Source organism: Agromyces seonyuensis, assembly GCF_009789225.1.
GTDB classification, from domain to species: domain Bacteria; phylum Actinomycetota; class Actinomycetes; order Actinomycetales; family Microbacteriaceae; genus Agromyces; species Agromyces seonyuensis.
The window spans coordinates 1-22,777 of the sequence record NZ_WSTA01000067.1 but is presented as its reverse complement, the minus strand read 5'-3'; the positions used below and the strand labels follow the sequence as shown (position 1 = coordinate 22,777).

Sequence of the window (22,777 nt, the reverse complement as noted above, 5' to 3'; positions counted from 1 at the left end):
CCCCCCCTCCTCCCGTGCTGACGTCGGCCTCGCGGCTGCCTAGGCACCCGGAGTTCGGCCGTGTGCTCCTCCGATCTTCCCCGCTGCGGGATCCGTTGAGACCTCGGCGGATCCCGCAGCGCGGACCACCGCGATCGCCCCGTTCGCGAACGCCGGCGCGTTCGAGCACGGCGTCGCGCGCCGCGGCGAGCGCGGCGAAGCCGGCCATCGTCGCCCCCGTCGTGAAGCCGACCGAGGCCCCCTCGGGCAGGCCCAGCAAGTCGAGGATCCACCGTCCGGCGAGCTCCTCGGCCGCGACGACCCCGGGGGTCACGCTCCGCATCGCCGTGTTCTGGTCCCATGCGGAGACGAGCCAGTCGGCGCCGAGCGCCGCCGGCAGCGTGCCGCCGATCACCCAGCCGAAGAAGCGGGGCGACTGCATCGCGATGAGGCCGGGCTCCACGGCGTCGGCGAGGCGCGCGACGACCGCCGCGGGGTCCTCCCCGTGCGCGGGCAGCTCGCGCCCGAGGGCGTCCTCGACCGCCTCGATGCCGGCCGTCGGCAGGATCGGCCATTCGGGCATCCGTTCGAGCCAACTGCGGGCGCGCGTCGCGGCAACCTCGAGCGACTGCTGCATCGGGTCGGCCGCGTCCTCGTCCACGACGTGAGTCTTCCGCGGCGATCGGACGGCGGCAAGCGTCAGGCGGACGCCCAGCGCCCGGCCCGACGTCAGTCGGCGGCAGGCGCCAGCTTGACCGTCAACGAGTCGACGAGCGTCGCGACGGCCTCGTCCGCGGCCCAACGCTCGGCGAGGCGGCGCAGGACCGAGTCGAGCTCCGCGCGGGTGAGGCCCTGCACGAGCCGCAACCGGACGACGAGCTCCGGCCCGACGAGCCGCTGGAACCGGTCGCCCGGCTCGAGCTCCACGTCGACGACGGCGAGCTCGGAGGCGATCGAGCGCAGGAAGCCGTCGCGGACCTCGGGCGAACGGGCCGGATGCGTCCAGGGCGCGGACTGCGCCACCGCCCAGACGGCGGGGCGCCGGATCGCGAACTCGCTCGGCGACCCCGGGTCGAGGACGACGAGCTCGGTGCCGTCGTCGACGGCCGCGAGTGCCACCCGGCCGCCGTCGGCCGGCACGGGCCGCGAGGTCGGGCTCCACGCCTGCATCGTCGCCACGGACGAGAACACCGGCAGCACGTTGCGACCGTCGGGCCCGGCGACCGTCACGATCGAGAGCTCCTGGCTCTTGTCGACGGCGAGCCCGTGCGCGCCGATCTCGGTGCCGCCGTCGCCGGCGTGGGCGACGAGCGGGATCAGCAGGCGCGCCGCGCGGAACGCGTCGACGACGGCCTCCGGGCCGCGGGTGCCCGCCGCGAAGTCCTCGAGCGCGAGCGCGAGGGCCGGCGTCGCCGTGCCGTCGTCGCCCGCGAACGGGTTCGACTCGAACGAGCGTCCCGCCCACGGCTGACCGGCCGAATCCCCGTGACCGCCCGGCGTGTGGGCATCCGCCCAGGCCTGGCCCTCGGCGCCCGGCGCCCGGTGCGGATCAGTCGCCGGCGACATCCAGCGCCTCGGCGAGCGTGAACGCGCCCGCGTAGAGGGCCTTGCCGACGATCGCGCCCTCGAGGCCCTGCGGGACGAGTTCGCGCAGCGCGGCGATGTCGTCGAGGCTCGAGATGCCGCCGGAGGCGACCACGGGACGCTCGGTGCGCTCCATGATCTGACGGAGCAGGTCGATGTTCGGGCCCTGCAGCGTGCCGTCCTTGGTCACGTCGGTGACGACGTAGCGGGCCGCGCCGGCCTGCTCGAGGCGGTCGAAGACCGTCCAGAGGTCGCCGCCCTCCTCGGTCCAGCCGCGCGCGGCGAGCGTCGTGCCGCGCACGTCGAGGCCGATCGCGACGAGCTCGCCGTAGCGGGCGATGACGGAGGCGGCCCACTCGGGGTTCTCGAGGGCGGCCGTGCCGAGGTTGACGCGCTTCGCGCCGAGGTTCAGCGCCCGCTCGAGGCTCTCGTCGTCGCGGATGCCCCCGGAGAGCTCGACGTTGACGTTCCGGACCGACTTGATGACGCGCTTCAGGATGCCGAGGTTCGACCCGCGGCCGAACGCGGCGTCGAGGTCGACGAGGTGGATCCACTCGGCGCCCTGATCGGCCCAGTCGGCGGCCGCGTCGACGGGGTCGCCGTAGTTGGTCTCGGTGCCGGCCTCGCCCTGGGTCAGCCGCACCGCCTTGCCGTCGGCGATGTCGACGGCGGGAAGCAGGACGAGCTTGGGGGTGCTGCTGAACTCACTCATGTGGATTTCGTGGATTTCCTCGTGCGGGTTGGGAAGGTGGCCCGGGACCGATCGGGCACGGTCAAGCATCCTACTCGGACCGCCGGGCCGCGCCTGGGCGCGGGCCGGACGGCTGCGATCGGATGCGCTGGAACGCGATCGCCGGTCGGCGCCTCAGAGGAGGCTCGCGACCCAATTGCGGAGCAGGCGGATTCCCGCCTCGCCGGATTTCTCGGGGTGGAACTGCGTGGCCGACAGCGGCCCGTTCTCGACGGCGGCGAGGAACCGGCCGCCGTGCTCGGCCCAGGTGAGCCGCGCCGGCGGGAAGGGCGGGATGATGTCGAGCGACCACTCCTGCGCGGCGAAGGAGTGCACGAAGTAGAAGCGCTCGTCGCCGATGCCGTCGAAGAGCACCGATCCCTCGTCGGCCTCGACGGTGTTCCAGCCCATGTGCGGCAGGACGTCGGCGGGCAGTTCGGTGACGACGCCCGGCCATTCGCCGAGCCCCTCCGACTCGACGCCGCGTTCCACGCCGCGCTCGAAGAGCACCTGCATGCCGACGCAGATGCCGAGCACCGGACGGCCGCCGGCGAGTCGCCGGTCGACGAGCTCGGCGCCGTGCACGGCCGCGAGCTGCTCGGCGACGGCCGCGAATGCGCCGACGCCCGGCACGACGAGCCCGTCGGCTTCGAGCACCGCGGTGCGCTCGCTCGTCAGCTCGACCTCGGCGCCGGCCGCCTCGAGCGCCTTGACGGCGGAGTGCACGTTGCCGGAACCGTAGTCGAGGACGACGACCTTCGGGGCGCGCGGCAGCGGCGGGAGTCCTTCGAGCGGCGTGCTCACAACGCCCCCTTCGTCGACGGGATGCCCGAGACGAGCGGGTCGAGCGCCTTCGCCTGCCGGAACGCGCGGGCGAAGGCCTTGAACTCGGCTTCGGCGATGTGGTGCGGGTCGCGGCCGCCGAGCACCGTGACGTGCACGGTGAGCGCCGCGTTGAACGAGATCGCCTCGAAGACGTGGCGCACCATCGAACCGGTGAAGTGCCCGCCGATGAGGTGGTACTCGAAGCCCGCGGGCTCGCCCGTGTGCACGAGGTACGGACGGCCGGAGATGTCGACGACCGCCTGCGCCAGCGCCTCGTCGAGCGGTACGAGCGCGTCGCCGTAGCGCGAGATGCCCGACTTGTCGCCGAGCGCGGCACGGATCGCCTGGCCGAGCACGATGCCCGTGTCCTCGACGGTGTGGTGCACGTCGATGTCGGTGTCGCCGTGGGCGCGCACCGTCAGGTCGGTGAGCGAGTGCTTGGCGAACGCGGTGAGCAGGTGGTCGAAGAACGGCACGCTCGTGTCGATATCGGCGACGCCCGTGCCGTCGAGGTCGAGCCGCAGCTCGATGCTCGACTCGCTCGTCGACCGGGAGATCTCGGCGGTGCGGTGGGCGCTCATGCGCTCCTCCTTGCGGATTCGGTGTCGGCGTCGACCGCGACGGCCGCCGACCCGAGCGCGGCGAGCGCCTCGAGGAAGGCGGTCGTCTCGGTCTCGGTGCCCGCGGTCACGCGGAGCGTGCCGGGCAGGCCGATGTCGCGGATCAGGATGCCGCGCTCCAGCAGCGCCGTGAAGACCGCGTGCGGGTCGGCCACCCCGCCGAAGAGCACGAAGTTCGCGCCGGAGCGGTAGGGGCGGAAGCCGAGTGCGGCGAGCTCGCGTTCGATGCGCTCGCGCTGGCCGCGGATGTCCGCGACGGTGGCGAGCATCTCGTCGGAGTGGGCCAGGGCGCCGAGCGCGGCGGCCTGCGTGATGGCGGAGAGGTGGTAGGGCAACCGCACGAGCCGGACGGCGTCGGTCACGGCCGGATCGGCCGCGAGATAGCCGACGCGGGCGCCGGCGAACGCGAACGCCTTGCTCATCGTGCGGGAGACGACGAGGCGCGGTCGCCCCGCCAGGAGCGTCAGCGCGCTCGGGGCGCCGGGCTCGGCGAACTCGAAGTACGCCTCGTCGACGATCACGATGCCGCGCGCGGCATCGGCGACCGCCTCGATCACCTCGAGGGAGACCGGGGTGCCGGTGGGGTTGTTCGGCGCGCACAGCAGCACGAGGTCGGGATCGTGCTCGTGCACGGCCGCGACCGCGGTCTCGGCGGTCAGTTCGAAGTCCGCGTCGCGCGGGGCGTCGATCCAGGCCGTGCCCGTGCCGGCGGCGAGCAGCGGATACATGGAGTACGTCGGCGAGAAGCCGAGGGCCGTGCGGCCCGGGCCGCCGAAGGCCTGGAGCAGTTGCTGCAGCACCTCGTTCGAGCCGTTCGCCGCCCAGAGGTTCGCGGCTTCGAGCCCGTGGCCGAGGTAGCCCGCGAGCGCTTCCCGGAGCGCGGTGAACTCGCGGTCGGGGTAGCGGTTGAGCGAGAGGATCGCTTCGGCGACTCGGGCGACGACGTCGTGCGCGACGTCCTCGGGGATCGGATGGGTGTTCTCGTTCACGTTCAACGCCACGGGCACCGTCTTCTGCGGGGCACCGTACGGGGAACGACCACGGAGGTCGTCGCGGATCGGCAGATCGTCGAGCGAGGTCACCGTTCCAGCCTACCGAGCGAGCCCGGATGCCTTGCGCTCTGTTGCGCGGCCCGCGCCCGTGACGCCAGCCCTCGCGCCTCGGCGCGGATCAGAACTCGAGGGGCAGCGCGAGCTCCTGCCCAGGCAGGACATCGGTCGACGCGAGCCCGTTGAGCCGGACGATGTCGGCGATGACATCCCGCGGGTCTTCCTCGGGCGCGTAGTCGAGCGCGATCTGCCAGAGCGTCTCCCCCGGTTCGATGATGACCGTCGAGAACACGACCGGCGCCCCCGAGACATCCGAGTCGGCGATCGCCCCGCCCGAGGCGAGCCCCAGTGCGAGCGCGAGCGCGATGAGCGGAAGCGCGGCGAGGACCATCAGCACGGCCCTGCCGCGGGGCGTCAGGCGCAAACGGGTGCGCACCGCCGCCACGGGCTGCGCGCCCGTCGGGACGAACTTCGACTCGATCGCGATGCTCATGACCCCTCCGACCTCCGATGCGTGCCGGCCGTTCGGCCGCCAGGTGTTTGGACGAGATCGCCCCGGCCCTCGGCCGGGAGGACCGGGAGCGAATCTCTGTTCCGAACGTATCTTCGATTCCGTTCGAACACAAGACCCGATCGCCGGCGTGTCACCCCCACGATTCCGCGGGAAATCAGGCGACACGCAGCACCGCCTGCTGGTCGCGAGCGCGCCAGGCGGATACAGTTTCGAAAGATCTGGACGATTCCCCTGCGAGGAGTCCAGCACGCACCGCCGACAACGCCGATGCGAACGCGACGACAGGGAGCCCGACGTGACCGCCGAGACCGCAGCGACCGACCCCCGCGGCGCGGGGTCAGCCCGCCGCCGCAAGAGCCTGAGCGCCAAGCAGCAGGCGATCCTCGAGGCCATCCAGCGCTCCGTCGCCGACCGCGGCTACCCGCCGAGCATGCGCGAGATCGGCGACGCCGTCGGACTCTCCTCGCTCTCCAGCGTCACCCACCAGCTCAACCAGCTCGAGCTCGCCGGCTGCATCCGCCGCGACCCCAACCGGCCCCGCGCGCTCGAGGTGCTCGTCGATGCGCCCCGCCCGGCCCCGCGACCGGTCGCCGAAATGCCGACGCCCGCCGGCGACGCGGCGCTCGTGCCGCTGGTCGGCCGCATCGCCGCGGGCATCCCGATCACCGCCGAACAGCAGGTCGAAGACGTCTTCCCGCTCCCCCGCCAACTCGTCGGCAAGGGCGAGCTGTTCATGCTCAAGGTCGTCGGCGAATCGATGATCGACGCGGCGATCTGCGACGGCGACTGGGTCGTCGTTCGCGCGCAGCCGACCGCCGAGAACGGAGAGATCGTCGCGGCGATGCTCGACGGCGAGGCGACCGTCAAGGTCTTCCGCCAGCGCGACGGCCACACGTGGCTGCTGCCGCGCAACTCGGCGTTCGAGCCGATCCTCGGCGACGAGGCCGAGGTGCTCGGCAAGGTCGTCGCGGTGCTCCGCGCCGTCTGAGCCCCCTCCGCGTCGCGCGAGCGGCGGCGGACCGTCAGGCGGCCGAGCGCGCAGCCAGCGCCGGCAGGCCGGCGAGCCACTCGCGCACGACCGTCATGAACGCCGCGTGCTCGTCGCGGAAGACGGTGTGCCCGGTCCCGGGAACCGTGTGCACGGTCATCCCGTTGCCGCGCATCGCGTTCGCCGCCTTCGCCGTGATGAGCAGGCTCTTCTCGGCCAGCACCACGAGGCTCGGCGCGACGAGCCGCTCCGGCGGCACGAGGTGTCGCGAGTCCGCGAGGCCGAGGATGGTGCGCTTGTCCCAGTCCCGCAGCGTCGCGAGCTCGATCTCGACGTCGTCGGCGCTCCACTTCGGGTTCATGCGGACCAGTGCGGAGCGCTTCGGCCGCGGCATGAGCGCGAAGCCGACCTTGTACGCGACACCCTTGATGCCGCTCGGGAACGCGAAGGCGGGGTCCACGTAGATCGCCGCGCGCGGGGCGAGGCGGTCGCCGACGAGGCTTGCGACGAGGCCGCCGAGCGAGTGGCCCATCACGACGTCCGGCGCGCGGCCGGCCAGCAGCGGCGCGACCGTCTCGACGACGTCGTCGGCCCACCCCGCGGGCGAGTACCGGTGCGAGCGCGGGCTCTTGCCGTGGCCTGCGAGGTCGACCGCGAGCACGCGGAAGCCGTGCTCCTGCAACTCCTGCACCACCCGGTGCCAGGCGCGCGAATCCGACATGATGCCGTGGATGAGGATCGCCGTGCGATCGCCGGCGCCGGATTCGTTGACCGCGAGCTGCATGGCCACGAAGGTACCCGCCGGTCGCCGGGGAGACCCTGGCAACCGGCGGACCCTCATGGACCTCTCAGCGGATTCAGGCCCCGAGGGCGAGTTCCGCCCGCACGCGCGCGGCGGCGTCCACGAGGTTGCGCAGCGTCGCCACGGTCTCCTCGTATCCCCGCGTCTTCAGCCCGCAATCGGGGTTGACCCAGAGCCGGCCCGGCTCGATGCGCCGGGCGGCGAGCTCGAGGAGCCCGACGAGCTCGTCGCTCGAGGGCACCCGAGGCGAGTGGATGTCCCAGACGCCCGGTCCGATGCCGTGGTCGAAGCCCGCCGCTGCGAGCTCGTCGACGACCTCCATGCGGCTGCGCGCCGCCTCGATCGAGGTGACGTCGGCGTCGAGGTCGCGCACGGCGTCGATGACGGCGCCGAACTCCGAGTAGCAGAGATGCGTGTGCACCTGCGTCGACGCCGCCGCCCCGCCCGTGGCGAGCCGGAAGGCGCCGACGGCCCACTCGAGGTAGGCCTCCCGTCGGGCGTGCTCGAGCGGCAGCAGCTCGCGCAGCGCGGGCTCGTCGACCTGGATGACGCCGAGGCCGACGGCCTCGAGGTCGGCGATCTCGTCGCGGAGGGCGAGCGCGACCTGACGTGCGGTGTCGCCGAGGGGCTGGTCGTCGCGCACGAACGACCACGCGAGGATCGTCACCGGGCCCGTCAGCATCCCCTTCACCGGCTTGTCGGTGAGCGAGGCGGCGTATCGCGACCATTCGACCGTCATGGGCGCCGGACGGGAGACGTCGCCCCAGAGGATCGACGGACGCGTGCAGCGGGAGCCGTAGGACTGCACCCAGCCGTGCTCCGTGACGGTGAACCCGTCGAGCCGCTCGGCGAAGTACTGCACCATGTCGTTGCGCTCGGGCTCGCCGTGCACCAGGACGTCGAGGCCGAGCTGCTCCTGCAGGCGGATGACGCGTTCGATCTCCTCGCGCATGCGGGCGTCGTACGCCTCGGCGCTCGATTCGCCGCGAGCGAGGGCCGCGCGGGCACGTCGGACCTCGGGCGTCTGCGGGAACGAGCCGATCGTCGTCGTCGGCAGCGGCGGCAGACCCAGTCCCGTTTGCGCGACGAGCCGCTCCGAATACGGAACGCGCCGCGAGTCCGACTCCCCGATCCCGACCGTTCGCGCCCGCACGGCGGCGACCCGAACGCCGTCGGCGGCGGCGCCCGCGGCGCGATCCGCGGCGGCGGCGGTGAGCTCCGTAGCGATCGCCTCCCGCCCCTCGGCGAGCCCCCGCGCGAGCAGGGCGACCTCGGCGACCTTCTGGTCGGCGAAGGCGAGCCGACCCACCAGCGCGGGTTCGAGCGCGTTCTCGCGCGCGACGTCGTGCGGCACGTGCTGCAGCGACGTGGACGTCGAGACGGCGATCTCCCCGCTGAAGCGTCCGGCCTGCTCGAGCCGATCGAGCGCCGCGTCGAGGTCGGCGCGCCAGACGTTGCGGCCGTCGACGACGCCCGCCGCGATGGCCTTGCCTGCGAGCCCCTCCTCCGCCGCGGCGTCGAGGTGCTCGGGCAGTCGGCCGCGCACGAGGTCGAGGCCGATCGCCTCGATCGGGGCCGCGGCGAGCACGGGCAGCGCGTCGCGCGGGTCGCCGTAGGGCGTCGCCACGAGGATGCCCGGACGCCGCGGCGCCGAACCGAGGGTCTCGTAGGCGCGCGCCGTGGCATCCCGGAGTTCCGCACGGTCGATCGCGACCGCGTCGCTGACGAGCACCGGCTCGTCGAGCTGCACCCAGTCGGCACCGGCATCCGCGAGCGCGGCGAGCAGCTCGGCGTACACCGGCAGGAGATCGTCGAGGCGCTGGATCGGCACGAAGCCGTCGGGCGCGCCGTCGGCGCGCTTCGCGAGCGCGAGCAGCGTGACCGGCCCGACGAGGACCGGACGCGTGACGAAGCCCGCCGCCCGGGCCTCGGCGACCTCGCGCACCCGCCGGTCGTCGGCGAAGGAGAAGTCGGTGTCGGGGCCGATCTCCGGCACGAGGTGGTGGTAGTTCGTGTCGAACCACTTCGTGAGCTCGAGCGGAGCGACGTCGGCCGTGCCTCGTGCGAGCGCGAAGAGCAGGTCGAGCCCGGCGAGCCCCGCGAAGCGGCCGGGCACCGCCCCGACTGCGAGCAGGGCGTCGAGCACCTGGTCGGAGAACGAGAACGTCTCGGGCAGGCTGGAGTCCTCCCGGCCGAGGCCGAGTTCGACGAGTCGAGAGCGGGTCGCAGCGCGGAGCTCGGCCGCGGCGGCTTCGAGGCCGTCGGCGTCGAGCTGGCCGGCCCAGTACGACTCGACGGCGCGCTTGAGCTCGCGGTTCGGGCCGATGCGGGGGTATCCGAGCACGAGGGCTCCGGGGAACGCGACGCTCATGGGATTGCTCAGGATGCTCGTGCCGGGACGCGTCCGAGCCGTGCGAGCACGGCGAGCGCCGCCTCGTGGCGGTTGTACGTGTACAGGTGCAGGCCGGGAGCTCCCTCTGCGAGGACCGCCCGCGCGAGTTCGGCGGCGTGCGCGACGCCGATGTCGAACTGCACGGACGGGTCCGGCTCGATCTCGAGGTCGATCGACAGGCGCGCCGGTGCCGGCACCCCCGTGAGCTCCTCGAGCCGCACGAGCCGGCGCGGGTTCGTGGTCGGCATGATGCCGGGGAGGATCGGGATCGTCACGCCGCCGGCGCGGGCCCGCTCGACGTAGCCGAGGTAGTCCTCGGGATGCCAGAAGAGCTGCGTGATCGCGAGGTTGGCGCCCGCGGCCTCCTTGGCGAGCAGGGCGTCGATGTCCTGCTGCGAGGTGCGCGATCGCGGATGCCCGTCGGGGAACGCCGCGACGGCGACGCGTTCCGGGCGGGGCCGAGCGGAGATCCGCCGACCGCCGGGGTTCCCGGGCACGCCGAGCTGGGCGAACGGCTGCCGCTCCTGCTGGACCCGGTGGATGAGCTGCACGAGCTCGGCCGAGGAGGCGACGTCGCCGAGCACCACGTCCTCCTCGGCGACGCCCGCCGGCGGGTCGCCGCGGAGGGCGAGGAAGCTCGTGATGCCGGCGTCGAGGAACTCGCGCACCAGGCGGTTCGCCTCCGCGTGCGACGAGCCGATGCAGGTGAGGTGCGCCATGGCATCGACGCTCGTCGCGTTCAGGATGTACTGCAGGACGGTGAGGGATCGGCTGCGATCGGATCCGCCGGCACCGAAGGTGACCGAGATGAACGCGGGATCCGTCTCGGCGAGCCGATCGATGGTGCGGCCGAGCGCGAGCGCCGCGGCGTCGGTGCGCGGCGGGTAGAGCTCGAAGGAGACCGGGAAGTCCGGACAGTCGGGCTCTGCGCCCCGGTCCGTAGCGGGATCCGTCATTCGACACCTTCGGGAGGACTCTCGCGCGCGGCACGCCGCGCCCCGGAAGCCGGCGGCTCCGGGGATCACGGGCGGGTGCCGGGCTCGGCGGTCGCTCCGGTCGGCGCACGGCGCCGACGCTTCGATCGAATGCGAATGTAGTCAGCCTCGCCCCGCGAGACCAGAGACCCGCCGGAAAACGTCATCGGATGACGCCATGCGTCCCCGGCGACGGCGATGGGCGCACGGCCGCAGCAGGGGGTGCGTCCGCCCCGCCGCGGTCGCGCGCCGCGCTTCGAACCGGGGTCAGGCCGTGATGGCGGAGCGGACCGCGAACTCGGCGAGCTGGCCGGCGAGTTCGGGCGAGACCATCGCCCGCACGCGGGTACCCGCCTCGGCGTACTCCGTCTCGACCACGCGGCCCGACTCGTGCAGCGTCGAGATGACGTCGCCGCGCTCGTAGGGCACGAGCAGGTCGATCACGACCGTGGGGTCGGGCAGCATCCGCTCGATCGCGGCGAGCACCTCGTCGACGCCCTCGCCGGTGCGCGCCGACGCGAAGACGGCGTTCGGCTCGAGGCCGCGCAGCAGCAGGCGGTCGTCCTCATCGAGGAGGTCGGCCTTGTTGAAGACGATGAGCTCCGGGATGTCGCGCGCGCCGACCTCGCCGATGACGTCGCGCACCGTGGCGATCTGGCCGGCCGGGTCGGGGTGGGCGCCGTCGACGACGTGCACGACGAGATCGCTGTCGCCGATCTCCTCGAGGGTCGAACGGAACGCCTCGACGAGCTGGTGCGGGAGGTTGCGAACGAAGCCGACGGTGTCGGCGAGCGTGTAGATGCGCCCGTCGGCCGTCGTGTTGCGGCGCACCGTCGAGTCGAGGGTGGCGAACAGCGCGTTCTCGACGAGCAGGCCCGCACCGGTGATGCGGTTCAGGATGCTCGACTTGCCGGCGTTCGTGTAGCCGGCGATCGCGACCGAGGGCACCGCGTTGCGCTTGCGGTTCGCACGCTTGGCCTCGCGGGCCGGCTTGAAGCCCGCGATCTGCTTGCGCAGCTTCGCCATCTGCGAGTGGATGCGACGGCGATCGAGCTCGATCTTCGTCTCACCGGGACCGCGGGACCCCATGCCCGCGCCAGCGCCGCCGACCTGACCGCCGGCCTGGCGGGACATCGACTCGCCCCAGCCGCGCAGTCGCGGCAGCAGGTACTCGAGCTGCGCCAGCTCGACCTGCGCCTTGCCCTCGCGGCTCTTGGCGTGCTGGCTGAAGATGTCGAGGATGACCGCGGTGCGGTCGATCACCTTGACCTTGACCGCGTCCTCCAGCGCACGGCGCTGGCTCGGGGCGAGTTCGGTGTCGGCGACGACGGTGTCCGCACCGAGCGCGGCGACGATCGCGGCGAGCTCGGCGACCTTGCCGCGGCCGAGGTAGGTCGACGGGTCGGGGTTCGGACGGCGCTGCAGCACGCCGTCGAGCACCCGCGCGCCGGCCGTCTCGGCCAGCGCCGAGAGCTCGCGCAGCGAGTTCTCGGCATCCTCCAGCGATCCCTGACGGTAGACGCCGATGAGCACGACGTTCTCGAGCCGCAGCTGCCGGTACTCGACCTCGGTGACGTCCTCGAGCTCCGTCGAGAGGCCCTGCACGCGGCGCAGCGCCGCGCGCTCCTCGCGCTCGAACTGCTCGCCGTCGAACCCGCTGCCGGCGGCGTGCGAGGCATCCATGATCGCCTCGGCCGGTCCGGCCGTGAATCGGCGCACCTCCGCCCGGGTGTCGGCGTGCGCCAGCACCCGCTCGATCGCGTCGTCGCGGGTCGTCTCGGGCGTGCTCTGGGCGTTCGCCGTCTGCAGTTCGTCTGCGGTCATCGGTTCCAGTTTAGTTCCTCTCGTTGCGCGGGCCCTCCGAGGCATCCTCGAAGACCCGTGCGATACGGTCGCATGCATGTCGAGCGACCACTACTTCTCCGCGAGCCCGGCGAGCAAGGCCGACCGTCGTCCGCTCGTCGTGCGGCTCGCGGGCGCCGAGCGCCGTCTGGAGACGGCATCCGGCATCTTCAGCCCCGATCGCGTCGATCTCGGCACGTCCGTGCTGCTCGAGGACGGTCCATCCGCTCCCGAGTCGGGGGCGATCCTCGACCTCGGCAGCGGCTGGGGGCCGATCACCCTCACCGCCGCGCTCGAATCCCCCGAGGCGACCGTGTGGGCCGTCGACGTCAACGAACGCGCCCTCGACCTCGTGCGCCGCAACGCCGCCCGCCTCGGACTCTCCAACGTCAACGCGGCGACGCCCGAGGATGTTCCCGCGGATCTCAGCTTCCGCTCGATCCGGTCGAATCCGCCCATCCGCGTCGGCAAGGACGTGCTGCACGGCATGCTCCGCCAGTGGCTCCCCCGCCTCGAACCGGGCGGCCAGGCGTGGCTCGTCGTCCAGAAGAACCTCGGGTCCGATTCCCTGCACCGGTGGCTCGCCGCGGAGTTCGCCGACGGCTACACCGTGACCCGCGAGGGTTCGGCGAAGGGTTTCCGCCTGCTCGTCGTCACGCGCGACGCCGACTAGGCCCCCGGCCGCCCGCTCGACGCGGGCGTCGCCGGCTCAGTCGAGCAGGATGCTGCCGCCGAAGACGAGCGTCGCCGGCCCGGAGAGCAGCACGTGCTCGCCGTCTGCGGCGCTGACGACCCGCACGCCGAGCACGCCGCCGGGAACGCGCACCTCCCAGCGATCGGGAGCACGACGGCCGGCCCAGTGCCGCACGGCGAGCGCCGCCGCAGCCGCGCCCGTGCCGCACGAGAGCGTCTCGCCCGAGCCGCGCTCGTGGACGCGCATCCGGATGCGACCCACGCCGTCGACGACGAGCGGGTCGGCGGGCACGACGAACTCGACGTTCGCCCCGGCGGGCGGAGCCGGGTCGAGGATCGGCGCCCGCGTGAGCTCGATGCGCTCGAGCTCGGCGTCGTCGGCGAGCGCGACGACCACGTGCGGGTTGCCGACGTCGATGCCGAGGCCCGGGCGCGCGACGTCGAGCCCCACGGCGCCGACGAGCGGCTCGTCGCCGGACCCGCGCCACACGCCGAGGTCGACCTCGAAACCGTCGATCGAGGTGCTCCCGGCGTCGCCGTCGTCGCCGATCGAGCTGACCTCGCGCACGCCGGCCCGTGTGCCGATCGCGACGGTCTCGCCGGGAGCGAGCTCGAGCAGGCCCTCGGCGAGCAGGTAGCGCACGAAGACGCGCACGCCGTTGCCGCACATCTCCGAGACCGACCCGTCGGAGTTCCAGTAGTCCATGAACCAGACCGCGTCCGGCCGGGTTTTCGCGATCTCGGCGCCGTCGGGCAGCGCGGCCGTGCGCACCGCACGGATGAGGCCGTCGCCGCCGATGCCGAAGCGTCGGTCGCACACCGCGGCGATCTGCGACGGCGTCAGCGGGGCGGCGTCGTCGGGATCGGCGACGAGCACGAAGTCGTTGCCCGTGCCCTGACCCTTGGTGAATGCGAGCTCGATCGGCATCCGTCGAGTCTATGGCCGCTCCGGCAGGCGAGGGCGCCGGATGCCCGGCCGAGCGGCGGTCGCCCGCGACCGAGGCCGCACCGATGGCGGCCCGGTTCCGGGGTCGACGGTCGCCGCGTCATGCCGCCAGCCTCGCCTCGGCCGCGACGACGGCCGCTGCCGCGGCCCGGTCGGCCGCGTCGACGTCCACGGCTCCCGGATAGCGCTTGAACCACGAGACCTGCCGACGCGCGTACTTGCGCGTGAGCAGCTGCGTCTCGGCGACCGCCTCGGCCCGCGTCATGGTGCCGTGGAGCTCGGCGAGCGCCTGGGCGTACCCGATCGCCTTCCGTGCCGTGACCCCGCGCTCGAGGCCGAGCGGCACGAGCCCGCGCACCTCCTCGACGAGTCCATCGGCCCACATCCGCTCCACCCGGGCATCCAGCCGGGCGACGAGGTCGGCGCGCGGCGAGCCGAGCCGCAGGGTGCGGTGCGGACGCCACGGGACGGGCTCATCGGGCAGTCTCGCCGCCTTCGGCTCGCCCGTGAGCTCGATGACCTCGAGCGCGCGCACGATGCGACGGCCGTTGGCCGGATCGACGCTCGCGGCCGTGACCGGGTCGATGTCCCGGAGCCGCCGATGCAGCAGGCCGGGGCCCGACTCGGCGAGCTCCGCCTCGAGTCGCGCGCGCAGCGCCGCGTCCGTGCCGGGGAACCGGAAGTCATGGATGACCGCGGACACGTAGAGCCCCGATCCGCCCACGAGCAGCGCCGTGGCACCGCGCGCGGTGATCTCCTCGATCGCCGCACGTGCCTGGGACTGGTAGGCGGCGACCGTCACCTCGTCGGTGACGGCGGCGACGTCGAGCAGGTGGTGCGGGACACCCCTCCGCTCGGCGACCGGCAGCTTCGCCGTGCCGATGTCCATGCCACGGTAGAGCTGCATGGCGTCGGCGTTGACGACTTCGGCCGTGCCGCCGCGTTCCGCGATCGCCTCGGCGAGGTCCAGCGCGAGATCGGACTTGCCCGTGCCCGTCGCGCCGACGATGGCGACGAGCGCGCCCTGCTCCCCCGTCACCGGCTACCGCAGGTCGTCGTGCACGTCGTAGATCGGCATCGTGCCGACGCCCGGGCTGACGAGGGGCTCGCTCGTCGTCGGCAGCACGCGGATGCTCGGCAGCCCGAGCGAGACGCGCGCGGCGCCGTTCGAGGCCGCGCCGTCGCCGGCCGCGGGGACGCCGCAGCTGTCGGCCTGCGCGCGATCCCACGCGTCGCCGGCCCGGGTGCGGCGGATGCGCAGCGGCGCTCCGTCGACGGAGTCGGCGACGAGGTAGAAGGGGGCGGCCTGGGTGACGGTCACGGTGACCGTGTCGCCGGGGCGCGGCGTCGGCGAACCCGCCGGCAGCTCGAAGTGCACGAGGCGGCTGTCCTGCGCGCGGCCGGTGAGCCGGTGCGTCTCCGCATCCTTGCGGCCCTCGCCCGTGGCGACGAGCACCTCGACCTCGCGGCCGACGACCGCCTGGTTCTCCTCCCAGGAGATGCGCTCCTGCAGCGCGATGAGGCGCTCGTAGCGCTCCTGCACGATCTCCTTCGGCACCTGCTCCTCCATCGTCGCGGCCGGCGTGCCCGCGCGGATGGAGTACTGGAACGTGAACGCGCTCGCGAAGCGCGCCGCTTCGACGACGCGCATGGTCTCGAGGAAGTCCTCCTCGGTCTCGCCGGGGAAGCCGACGATGATGTCGGTCGAGATCGCCGCGTTCGGGATCTTCGCGCGCACTCGGTCGAGGATGCCGAGGAACTTCTCCGAGCGGTAGGAGCGCCGCATGGCCTTGAGGATGCGGTCGGAGCCCGACTGCAGCGGCATGTGCAGCTGCGGCATGACGCTCGGCGTCTCGGCCATGGCGTCGATGACGTCGTCGGTGAAGGCGGCCGGGTGCGGGCTCGTGAAGCGGATGCGCTCGAGGCCCTCGATCTGCCCGGCGGCCCGCAGCAGCTTGCCGAAGGCCTGGCGGTCGCCGAACTCGACGCCGTAGGAGTTGACGTTCTGCCCGAGGAGCGTGACTTCGACGGCGCCGTCGTCGACGAGGGCCTGCACCTCGGCGAGGATGTCGCCGGGGCGGCGGTCCTTCTCCTTGCCGCGGAGCGAGGGCACGATGCAGAAGGTGCAGGTGTTGTTGCAGCCGACCGAGATCGAGACCCAGCCCGAATAGCTCGAGTCGCGCTTGGTCGGCAGCGTCGAGGGGAACGTCTCCAGCGAGTCCAGGATCTCGAGCTGCGCCTCGTCGTTGTGGCGTGCCCGCTCGAGCAGGCTCGGCAGCGCACCCATGTTGTGCGTGCCGAAGACGACGTCGACCCACGGCGCCTTCTGCAGGATCGTGTTCTTGTCCTTCTGCGCGAGGCAGCCGCCGACGGCGATCTGCATGCCCTCGCGTCGGCGCTTCACGCCGGCGAGGTGGCCCAGGTTGCCGTAAAGCTTGTTGTCGGCGTTCTCGCGCACGGCGCACGTGTTGATCACGACGACGTCGGGCTCGTCGCCCGCGCCCGCGGGCAGATAGCCGGCGGCTTCGAGCGAGCCGGAGAGCCGCTCGGAGTCGTGGACGTTCATCTGGCAGCCGAACGTGCGCACCTCGTAGGTGCGCGGCTTGCCGTCCGCGCCGATCGCGGCGGGAGACCCGTCGATGACCGTCGTGTTCGGGGCGCCGGACGAGGAGATGGTGCTCGTGCTCATGATGGCGACCAGTCTACGAGCCGCGACCTGAGGGTCGAAGCCCGCGCCGCCGTCGACCGCGCCGCCCGGAATGCCCACCGCCGACCGCGACGCCCGTCGGCGCCGCACGATGCCGGTCGGCCTCGAGCATCATCGGGTTCGGGCGGCTCGCTCAGCGATCCGCGTCGAGCGCGGCCTGCACGGCCTGCCGGACGACCGAGCCCGAGTAGCCGCGCCGCTGCAGGAACGCCGACAATCGCCGCTCCGCCGTCTGCCGGTCGAGGCCGCGCAGTTGCCCGGCACGTCGCTCGGCGATGCGCGAAGCGACCTCGATCTCGGCTTCCTCGTCGAGCTCCGCAAGGGCCTCGGCCGCGATGTCGTCGGCGATGCCGCGCCGAGCGAGTTCCTGACGGACGAACGCGCTCCCGCGCCCGCGGCGCTCGTGCTGGATACGCACCAGCTGCTCCGCCGTGCGGCGGTCGTCGAGGTAGCCGAGCCTCCGGTAGCGCTCGATCCACTCCCCCGACTCGTCGTCGTCGAGCCCGTGCTCGACGAGCAGCGCGACGACCTCGTGCTCGGAGAGCTGCGTGCGTCGCAGTCTGCCCACAATCAGGCGATCGAGCCGCGCGTCCCGTTCAGCGCCGGTTTCCTCCGGGATGGACCGCCCGCCGATGCGCCGCTCACCACTCGAGGCGCCCTCGGCCTCGCCGACCGGTTCGAACTCGTCGATCGGTTCGTGGCGAATCCGGTCGGCAGCCCGCTTCCGTGGGCCCGACTTCACGCCGCCGTCATCGATCTCGACGCCGGGCATCGCCCAGCCGAGCTCGTCGACCGACGCCGAACCGGACCCGACCGCCGTCTCCGCGGCGTCGGCGACAGCAGGACCGCCACCGCGTGTCAGGCCGGACGACGTCCTCGCGGTCGTCCGCTCGAGAGGTGCCGATGCGGCGTCGGCCCCCACCGCGTCACCGCCCGGCGACACCCACGGGAGATAGGCGACCGGAGCGGGGGCGCCGTCGTCGTGCTGGTCGGACGCGGTGGACCCGCGACGTGCAGCGCTGCGACGAGCCCACTCGCCCCGATCGCCCGTCACCGGCTACGCGCCCTTGCGGACGGGGGCGGCCTTCACCGGGGCGGCCTTCACCGGCGCGACCGCGGGAGCTGCGGCCGGCGTGGCAGCGGCCTGCGCCGCGGCGCCCGCAGCACCGATGCCGAGCTTCACGAGGATCTTCTGCTCGATGTCGGCGGCGATGTCGGGGTTGTTGAGCAGGAAGTTGCGCGCGTTCTCCTTGCCCTGGCCGAGCTGATCGCCGTCGTACGTGTACCAGGCGCCCGACTTCTTCACGATGCCCTGGTCGACGCCGTAGTCGATGAGGCTGCCCTCGCGCGAGATGCCCACCCCGTAGAGGATGTCGAACTCGGCCTGCTTGAAGGGCGGCGCCATCTTGTTCTTGACGACCTTCACGCGCGTGCGGTTGCCGACGGCCTCGGTGCCGTCCTTCAGCGTCTCGATGCGGCGGATGTCGAGTCGGACCGAGGCGTAGAACTTGAGCGCCTTGCCGCCAGCGGTGGTCTCGGGGCTGCCGAAGAACACGCCAATCTTCTCGCGCAGCTGGTTGATGAAGATCATCGTCGTGTTGGTCTGGTTGAGCCCGCCGGTGAGCTTGCGGAGCGCCTGCGACATGAGCCGCGCCTGCAGACCGACGTGCGAGTCGCCCATCTCGCCCTCGATCTCGGCGCGCGGCACGAGTGCGGCGACCGAGTCGATCACGATGAGGTCGATCGAGCCGGAACGCACGAGCATGTCGGCGATCTCGAGCGCCTGCTCGCCGGTGTCGGGCTGCGAGACGAGCAGGGCGTCGATGTCGACGCCGAGCTTCTTGGCGTACTCGGGGTCGAGCGCGTGCTCGGCGTCGACGAACGCCGCGATGCCGCCGGCGCGCTGGGCGTTGGCGATCGCGTGGAGTGTGAGCGTGGTCTTGCCCGAGGACTCCGGGCCGTAGATCTCGACGATACGACCGCGGGGCAGGCCGCCGACGCCGAGCGCGACGTCGAGGGCGATGGAGCCGGTCGGGATGACCTCGACGGGGGCGCGGTCCTCGCTGCCGAGACGCATCACCGACCCCTTGCCGAACTGGCGATCGATCTGCGCGAGTGCTGCTTCGAGAGACTTCTCGCGGTCAACGGGAGAGGGCATTTCAGGGCTCCTTCGGGGTCGTGTGGCTGCTGCCTTTCGGCTGTCGCTCCGCGTCGGAGCCGGGCACTGCGGCCCGCATCGATCACGGGACCGGCCTCGACTCCTCCGCCTCATCGACAAGGCGGTCGGGAACTCGTTCCGACTGATCCGAGGCTACGAGCCACCGCCGACAGGGCCGGGCGGCGTCGCGCATCCGTGGAAGCGTCGAGACGTGTTCCGTCTGTGGAGGAGCATAGCGCCGATGCCGAACATGCGTTCGAAGCCGCGCGACGGCGTGTCGAACCCGTCTTCGAACGTCCGGAAGGCGAGGAAGACTCGCTCCGAGCGGCGCCGAGCGTCTCTCAGCGAGCGTCCGGCGGGGTCGGTCGCCCGACGCCGTAGCGGTGCGACTCGGGCACGTCTGCGGCCTCGCAGAGCGCGAGCCAGACATCGCGCGCGGGGATGCCCACCGCGAGGGCCTCAGCGGCCGTGCGGCCGAACCCGGGCAGCACGAGATCGTTGACGAGCACTCGGCCGTAGCCGGCGCCGAACTCGTCGTCGACGGCGATGCGGAACTCGCTGAGTTTCATCGGAAGACCTCCGGGCGAACGACGACGGCCGGCCCTTCCGGGCCGGCCGTCGTGGACGATCTGCGGATCAGCGCACCATCATGTCGGCGTCGAACTCCGCGACGAGCTCGTCGGGCAGGCTGTCCGGGACGGCCGAGAGACCCTCGAGCACGGCGAGGCGGTCGCCGACTTCGTGCATGATGACCGAGATGGGCGTGTCGAGGGCTTCCGCCACCGACGCGAGGATCTCGGACGAAGCTTCCTTCTGACCGCGCTCGACCTCGCTGAGGTAGCCGAGCGCCACCGAGGCCTTGCTCGCCACCTGGCGGAGCGTGCGGCCCTTCTGCAGACGGAAGTCCCTGAGCACATCGCCGATTTCCTGACGAACCAGAACCATCGGAACCTCCTTCTCTCGGTGTGCGGCTCCCGGTGGAACCGGGAGACGGGACCACCCCACGGTCCGCCCGCTTGGCTAGAGACTCTAGCCTCGCAGACTTGACCTTTGTTGTGAATCCGCCGGTTGTAACGGCGTGTTCACAATGGGTATTCCCTGGATCGATCCTTCTTTCAGATCGATCGATCGAGGACCGCGAGCTCCGCGACGGCGGCGTCGAGGGCGGCGGCGACGGCCTGCTCGCGCACCTCCGCACGACCGCCCGCGAAGTGGAACGCAAGCGATCGGATACCCGCGACGGACGCGATCCCGACGTACACCGTGCCCGGTTCCTGCCCGTCTTGTGCGTCCGGTCCGGCCGCGCCGGTCGTCGCGATTCCGAGGTCGGCCGCTCGGCCGTCGATCGCCGCGGCACGGCGCACGCCGTCGGCCATCTGCCGGGCGACCTCGGCATCCACCGCACCGCGCCGGGCGAGCAGATCGGCGTCGACGCCGAGCAGCGAGTGCTTGAGCGGCGTCGCGTACGCGACGATGCCGCCGCGGAGGACGATGGAGGCGCCGGGCACGTCGACGATCCGCGCGGTGAGCATCCCGCCGGTGAGCGACTCGGCGCACGCGAGCGTGAGCCCGCGCGCCGTCAGTTCCGCGACGAGGGTCGCGGCCGCGCTCACCCCGCGCGCTCCGTGCGGGCGAGCCGGACGGCGTCGCGCACGTAGAGCAGGCCCGACCAGATCGTCAGGGCGAAGGCGATCGCCATCAGCGTCCAGTTGACCCAGAAGATCCAGTCGCCGACGAGCGTCCAGAGCGGGACGAGGGCGAACGAGATCGCGAGCGACTGCGCGAGGGTCTTCAGCTTCCCGCCGGCGGCGGCCGGCAGCACGGTGCCGCGGCGGGCCTCCACGAGCCGCCAGACGGTGATGCCGACCTCGCGGATGACGATTAGGATCGTGACCCACCACCACAGCTCGCCGAGGATCGACAGGCAGATGAGCGCGCCGCTCGTGAGGAGCTTGTCGGCGATCGGATCGAGGATCTTCCCGAGGTCGGTCACGAGGCCGCGGGAGCGGGCGATGTAGCCGTCGATGCCGTCCGTGGCGATCGCGACGATGAAGAGCACGGCGCCCCACCAGCGCAACGGGCCGTCGGCCCCGTCGTCGGCGAGGAGCATCCAGAAGCAGACGGGAGCGGCCAGGATGCGGACGATGGTGATCGCGTTCGGCAGATTCCAGTTCGAAGTGCGAGCCGCGTCGGCCGCGTCGTGGGTCATGCTCGCCAGGATACCGGCCTCACTCGCGGCCGGTCAGGCCCCAGGCGTCCTCGTCGGTCCCTCCGTCGACTGCCTCGAGGCCCTCGCTGCGCCGGGCGACGGGGTCGTCGTCGTACCGGTCGTCCGCGTCGAAGCCGGCCGCGGGCGCCGCAGGGGCGGCCGGTGCGGGGGCGCTCGACGGCGAGGGTTCGCCGCGGAGCCGGGCGAGCACCTCGGGCAGCTGCTCGGGGGTGACCAGCACGTCGCGCGCCTTCGACCCTTCCGACGGCCCGACGATCTCGCGCGACTCCATGAGGTCCATCAGGCGCCCCGCCTTGGCGAAGCCGACCCGGAGCTTGCGCTGCAGCATGGAGGTGGAGCCGAACTGCGTCGAGATCACGATCTCGGCCGCCGCGAGCAGCAGCTCGAGGTCGTCGCCGATGTCCGCGTCGATCTCCTTCTTCTCGACCACTGCGTCGACGTCGTCCCGGTACTCGGGCCGGGCCTGCCGGGTGACGTGCGCGACGACGCGTTCGATCTCGGGCTCGCCGACCCACGCGCCCTGCACGCGGATCGGCTTCGAGGCGCCCATGGGCAGGAACAGGCCGTCGCCCTGGCCGATGAGCTTGTCGGCGCCCGCCTGGTCGAGGATGACGCGCGAGTCGGTGACGCTCGTGACCGCGAAGGCGAAGCGGGAGGGCACGTTGGCCTTGATGAGGCCCGTGACGACGTCGACCGACGGCCGCTGCGTGGCGAGCACGAGGTGGATGCCCGAGGCGCGCGCGAGCTGCGTGATGCGCACGATCGAGTCCTCGACGTCGCGCGGCGCGACCATCATGAGGTCGGCGAGCTCGTCGACGACGACGAGCAGGTACGGGTAGGGCTTGAGCTTGCGCTCCGAGCCCTCGGGCAGCACGATCTCGCCGTTGACGACGGCCTTGTTGAAGTCGTCGATGTGCCGGAAACCGAAGGAGGCGAGGTCGTCGTAGCGGAGGTCCATCTCCTTGACGACCCACTGCAGCGCCTCGGCCGCCTTCTTCGGGTTGGTGATGATCGGCGTGATGAGGTGGGGCACGCCCGCGTAGGACGTGAGCTCGACGCGCTTGGGGTCGATCAGCACCATGCGCACTTCGGAGGGCTTCGCCCGCATGAGCAGCGACGTGATCATCGAGTTCACGAAGCTCGACTTGCCCGAGCCGGTCGAACCGGCGACGAGGAGGTGGGGCATCTTCGCGAGGTTCGCGACGACGTAGCCGCCGCCGACGTCCTTGCCGACGCCGATCGTCATCGGGTGCTTCGACGAGGTCGATGCGGATGAGCGCAGCACGTCGCCGAGCGTGACGATCTCGCGGTCGGCGTTGGGGATCTCGACGCCGATGGCGCTCTTGCCGGGGATCGGCGAGATGATGCGCACCTCGTTCGACGCGACGGCGTAGGCGAGGTTCTTCGAGAGCGCGGTGACGCGCTCCACCTTCACGCCCGGACCGAGCTCGATCTCGTACTGGGTGACGGTCGGACCGCGGGAGAACCCGGTCACCTTCGCGTCGACCGAGAACTGGTCGAGCACCGAGGTGATGGCCCGCACGACGTCGTCGTTCGCCTGCGACCGGGTCTTGGCGGGGGCGCCGGCGGCGAGCGTCGAGGCGGACGGCAGGTGGTAGGGCCGCTGGGGCGTCTCGGCGGCGGCCTCGGGGACGCCCTCCCCCGCGGCGAACCCGGGCAGGAGCGCGGGGGCGCTGCGCTCGACCTCGGTGGGGGCGGGCGCTGCGCCCGCCGGCGCGGCCGC

Annotated in this window: 23 protein-coding genes; 2 read left to right on the top strand and 21 right to left on the bottom strand. The window is 72.4% G+C overall.

Annotated features, from left to right (window positions below; all coding sequences use genetic code 11):
* The 7 genes from GB864_RS13620 to GB864_RS13590 all read right to left on the bottom strand — a co-directional run.
* A partial coding sequence (locus GB864_RS13620) for a pyridoxal-dependent decarboxylase (RefSeq protein ID WP_336604006.1) occupies positions 1–640 on the bottom strand: 640 nt, incomplete at its 3' end.
* 68 nt (positions 641–708) lie between these two features.
* Positions 709–1,545, bottom strand: a complete 837-nt coding sequence (locus tag GB864_RS13615) for an SseB family protein (RefSeq protein ID WP_160425950.1) — start codon at positions 1,543–1,545, stop codon at positions 709–711.
* The gene (gene priA, locus GB864_RS13610; protein ID WP_160425948.1) at positions 1,529–2,275 is read right to left on the bottom strand and encodes a bifunctional 1-(5-phosphoribosyl)-5-((5-phosphoribosylamino)methylideneamino)imidazole-4-carboxamide isomerase/phosphoribosylanthranilate isomerase PriA; all 747 of its coding nucleotides are present in this window, start codon (positions 2,273–2,275) and stop codon (positions 1,529–1,531) included. Before priA ends, GB864_RS13615 begins: the two co-directional genes overlap by 17 nt.
* Before the next feature lie 153 nt (positions 2,276–2,428).
* Positions 2,429–3,067, bottom strand: a complete 639-nt coding sequence (hisH, locus tag GB864_RS13605; protein ID WP_160425953.1) for an imidazole glycerol phosphate synthase subunit HisH — start codon at positions 3,065–3,067, stop codon at positions 2,429–2,431.
* Between the two features lie 26 nt (positions 3,068–3,093).
* Complete coding sequence (hisB, locus tag GB864_RS13600) at positions 3,094–3,699, bottom strand: imidazoleglycerol-phosphate dehydratase HisB (RefSeq protein ID WP_160425946.1); 606 nt, start codon at positions 3,697–3,699, stop codon at positions 3,094–3,096.
* The gene (locus tag GB864_RS13595) at positions 3,696–4,820 is read right to left on the bottom strand and encodes a histidinol-phosphate transaminase (protein ID WP_160425944.1); all 1,125 of its coding nucleotides are present in this window, start codon (positions 4,818–4,820) and stop codon (positions 3,696–3,698) included. The genes hisB and GB864_RS13595 overlap by 4 nt, the downstream gene beginning before the upstream one ends.
* An 88-nt stretch (positions 4,821–4,908) precedes the next feature.
* A complete protein-coding gene (locus GB864_RS13590) occupies positions 4,909–5,280 on the bottom strand; it encodes a LysM peptidoglycan-binding domain-containing protein (protein ID WP_160425942.1) in 372 nt (123 codons plus the stop codon).
* 316 nt (positions 5,281–5,596) lie between these two features.
* On the opposite strand from GB864_RS13590, the gene lexA reads away from it, so the two are divergent.
* A complete protein-coding gene (gene lexA / locus GB864_RS13585; RefSeq protein ID WP_160425940.1) occupies positions 5,597–6,289 on the top strand; it encodes a transcriptional repressor LexA in 693 nt (230 codons plus the stop codon).
* 34 nt (positions 6,290–6,323) lie between these two features.
* Here lexA and GB864_RS13580 read toward each other — a convergent pair whose 3' ends face one another.
* The 4 genes from GB864_RS13580 to hflX all read right to left on the bottom strand — a co-directional run bounded on the left by GB864_RS13580 (position 6,324) and on the right by hflX (position 12,281).
* On the bottom strand, positions 6,324–7,073 hold the full coding sequence (locus GB864_RS13580) for an alpha/beta fold hydrolase (protein ID WP_160425938.1): 750 nt from the start codon (positions 7,071–7,073) through the stop codon (positions 6,324–6,326).
* Positions 7,074–7,146: 73 nt separating this feature from the next.
* Positions 7,147–9,462 carry a 5-methyltetrahydropteroyltriglutamate--homocysteine S-methyltransferase gene (gene metE, locus GB864_RS13575; RefSeq protein WP_160425936.1) on the bottom strand — a complete coding sequence of 772 codons (2,316 nt, stop codon included), beginning with the start codon at positions 9,460–9,462 and terminating at the stop codon, positions 7,147–7,149.
* Positions 9,463–9,470: 8 nt separating this feature from the next.
* Positions 9,471–10,439 (bottom strand): methylenetetrahydrofolate reductase, encoded by a 969-nt coding sequence (locus GB864_RS13570; RefSeq protein ID WP_160425934.1) that lies wholly within the window; start codon positions 10,437–10,439, stop codon positions 9,471–9,473.
* A 285-nt stretch (positions 10,440–10,724) separates the two neighbouring features.
* Positions 10,725–12,281 carry a GTPase HflX gene (gene hflX / locus GB864_RS13565; RefSeq protein ID WP_160425932.1) on the bottom strand — a complete coding sequence of 519 codons (1,557 nt, stop codon included), beginning with the start codon at positions 12,279–12,281 and terminating at the stop codon, positions 10,725–10,727.
* Between the two features lie 76 nt (positions 12,282–12,357).
* Here hflX and GB864_RS13560 point away from each other — a divergent pair, with 76 nt between their 5' ends.
* On the top strand, positions 12,358–12,972 hold the full coding sequence (locus GB864_RS13560) for a class I SAM-dependent methyltransferase (protein ID WP_160425930.1): 615 nt from the start codon (positions 12,358–12,360) through the stop codon (positions 12,970–12,972).
* A gap of 36 nt (positions 12,973–13,008) precedes the next feature.
* Here the strand turns inward: GB864_RS13560 and dapF are convergent, their stop codons facing one another.
* From dapF to GB864_RS13510, 10 genes are all read right to left on the bottom strand, one after another.
* Entirely contained in the window at positions 13,009–13,920 is a 912-nt protein-coding gene (gene dapF / locus GB864_RS13555; protein ID WP_160425928.1) for a diaminopimelate epimerase, read from the bottom strand.
* Positions 13,921–14,038: 118 nt separating this feature from the next.
* Complete coding sequence (miaA, locus tag GB864_RS13550; protein WP_160425927.1) at positions 14,039–14,977, bottom strand: tRNA (adenosine(37)-N6)-dimethylallyltransferase MiaA; 939 nt, start codon at positions 14,975–14,977, stop codon at positions 14,039–14,041.
* 3 nt (positions 14,978–14,980) lie between these two features.
* Positions 14,981–16,627 (bottom strand): tRNA (N6-isopentenyl adenosine(37)-C2)-methylthiotransferase MiaB, encoded by a 1,647-nt coding sequence (gene miaB, locus GB864_RS13545; protein ID WP_160425925.1) that lies wholly within the window; start codon positions 16,625–16,627, stop codon positions 14,981–14,983.
* A gap of 151 nt (positions 16,628–16,778) precedes the next feature.
* On the bottom strand, positions 16,779–17,213 hold the full coding sequence (locus tag GB864_RS13540) for a RecX family transcriptional regulator (protein ID WP_160425923.1): 435 nt from the start codon (positions 17,211–17,213) through the stop codon (positions 16,779–16,781).
* A 489-nt stretch (positions 17,214–17,702) separates the two neighbouring features.
* Entirely contained in the window at positions 17,703–18,803 is a 1,101-nt protein-coding gene (recA, locus tag GB864_RS13535) for a recombinase RecA (RefSeq protein ID WP_160425921.1), read from the bottom strand.
* Positions 18,804–19,144: 341 nt separating this feature from the next.
* Positions 19,145–19,372 carry a DUF3046 domain-containing protein gene (locus GB864_RS13530; RefSeq protein WP_160425920.1) on the bottom strand — a complete coding sequence of 76 codons (228 nt, stop codon included), beginning with the start codon at positions 19,370–19,372 and terminating at the stop codon, positions 19,145–19,147.
* Positions 19,373–19,439: 67 nt separating this feature from the next.
* Complete coding sequence (locus GB864_RS13525; protein WP_160425917.1) at positions 19,440–19,748, bottom strand: helix-turn-helix domain-containing protein; 309 nt, start codon at positions 19,746–19,748, stop codon at positions 19,440–19,442.
* A 170-nt stretch (positions 19,749–19,918) separates the two neighbouring features.
* A complete protein-coding gene (locus GB864_RS13520) occupies positions 19,919–20,416 on the bottom strand; it encodes a nicotinamide-nucleotide amidohydrolase family protein (RefSeq protein WP_160425915.1) in 498 nt (165 codons plus the stop codon).
* Entirely contained in the window at positions 20,413–21,012 is a 600-nt protein-coding gene (gene pgsA, locus GB864_RS13515) for a CDP-diacylglycerol--glycerol-3-phosphate 3-phosphatidyltransferase (protein ID WP_160425913.1), read from the bottom strand. Before pgsA ends, GB864_RS13520 begins: the two co-directional genes overlap by 4 nt.
* A 19-nt stretch (positions 21,013–21,031) precedes the next feature.
* A partial coding sequence (locus tag GB864_RS13510) for a DNA translocase FtsK (RefSeq protein ID WP_160425911.1) occupies positions 21,032–22,777 on the bottom strand: 1,746 nt, incomplete at its 5' end.

Bases quoted from the DNA above. Each gene is read 5' to 3' on its own strand.
- GB864_RS13615 (WP_160425950.1), bottom strand. From the start codon at position 1,545: ATGTCGCCGGCGACTGATCCGCACCGGGCGCCGGGCGCCGAGGGCCAG.
- priA (WP_160425948.1), bottom strand. From the start codon at position 2,275: ATGAGTGAGTTCAGCAGCACCCCCAAGCTCGTCCTGCTTCCCGCCGTC.
- hisB (WP_160425946.1), bottom strand. From the start codon at position 3,699: ATGAGCGCCCACCGCACCGCCGAGATCTCCCGGTCGACGAGCGAGTCG.
- GB864_RS13590 (WP_160425942.1), bottom strand. From the start codon at position 5,280: ATGAGCATCGCGATCGAGTCGAAGTTCGTCCCGACGGGCGCGCAGCCC.
- GB864_RS13580 (WP_160425938.1), bottom strand. From the start codon at position 7,073: ATGCAGCTCGCGGTCAACGAATCCGGCGCCGGCGATCGCACGGCGATC.
- metE (WP_160425936.1), bottom strand. From the start codon at position 9,462: ATGAGCGTCGCGTTCCCCGGAGCCCTCGTGCTCGGATACCCCCGCATC.
- GB864_RS13570 (WP_160425934.1), bottom strand. From the start codon at position 10,439: ATGACGGATCCCGCTACGGACCGGGGCGCAGAGCCCGACTGTCCGGAC.
- hflX (WP_160425932.1), bottom strand. From the start codon at position 12,281: ATGACCGCAGACGAACTGCAGACGGCGAACGCCCAGAGCACGCCCGAG.
- GB864_RS13560 (WP_160425930.1), top strand. From the start codon at position 12,358: ATGTCGAGCGACCACTACTTCTCCGCGAGCCCGGCGAGCAAGGCCGAC.
- dapF (WP_160425928.1), bottom strand. From the start codon at position 13,920: ATGCCGATCGAGCTCGCATTCACCAAGGGTCAGGGCACGGGCAACGAC.
- miaB (WP_160425925.1), bottom strand. From the start codon at position 16,627: ATGAGCACGAGCACCATCTCCTCGTCCGGCGCCCCGAACACGACGGTC.
- recA (WP_160425921.1), bottom strand. From the start codon at position 18,803: ATGCCCTCTCCCGTTGACCGCGAGAAGTCTCTCGAAGCAGCACTCGCG.
- GB864_RS13530 (WP_160425920.1), bottom strand. From the start codon at position 19,372: ATGAAACTCAGCGAGTTCCGCATCGCCGTCGACGACGAGTTCGGCGCC.
- GB864_RS13525 (WP_160425917.1), bottom strand. From the start codon at position 19,748: ATGGTTCTGGTTCGTCAGGAAATCGGCGATGTGCTCAGGGACTTCCGT.
- pgsA (WP_160425913.1), bottom strand. From the start codon at position 21,012: ATGACCCACGACGCGGCCGACGCGGCTCGCACTTCGAACTGGAATCTG.